1 protein-coding gene is annotated in these 322 nt (G+C 70.2%); it reads right to left on the reverse strand.

Going from position 1 to position 322, the window contains the following annotated elements; translation table 11 throughout:
- Positions 1–313, reverse strand: a 313-nt coding sequence (locus MXD60_RS26370) for a hypothetical protein (RefSeq protein ID WP_248822403.1), incomplete at its 3' end; no start/stop codon positions are given.
- Positions 314–322: the final 9 nt, after the last annotated feature.

Below are 322 nucleotides of genomic sequence, written 5' to 3' on the forward strand. Positions count from 1 at the left end.
GCCAGAAGTCCAGGTAGAACGTTTCGAGGGCGCGGAGTTCCTGCGCGCGTTGCTCCATCAGCGACGCCACGGCGTCAGGAGCTTCCGCGTCCTTGATGTTCGGATTCAACATCAGCGCCTGGACCTGCGCGCCGAGATCGACCAGCCGCTCGAAATGGCGCCCGGCGCGGTCGGTGTAGTCGGCGCAGTTGGCGGCCAGCCTGCCGGCCTGGTCCGGGCTCAGGCCCAAATCGGCCGCGGCGTGTAGTTCGGCGGCGTGCAGGTCGCCGGCCGGGGCGATCGGCCCGGCGGCGGCGTGGAGCAGGGTGGACACGGATCTCCA

It is taken from the genome of Frankia sp. AgB32, from assembly GCF_023243045.1.
GTDB lineage: Bacteria > Actinomycetota > Actinomycetes > Frankiales > Frankiaceae > Frankia.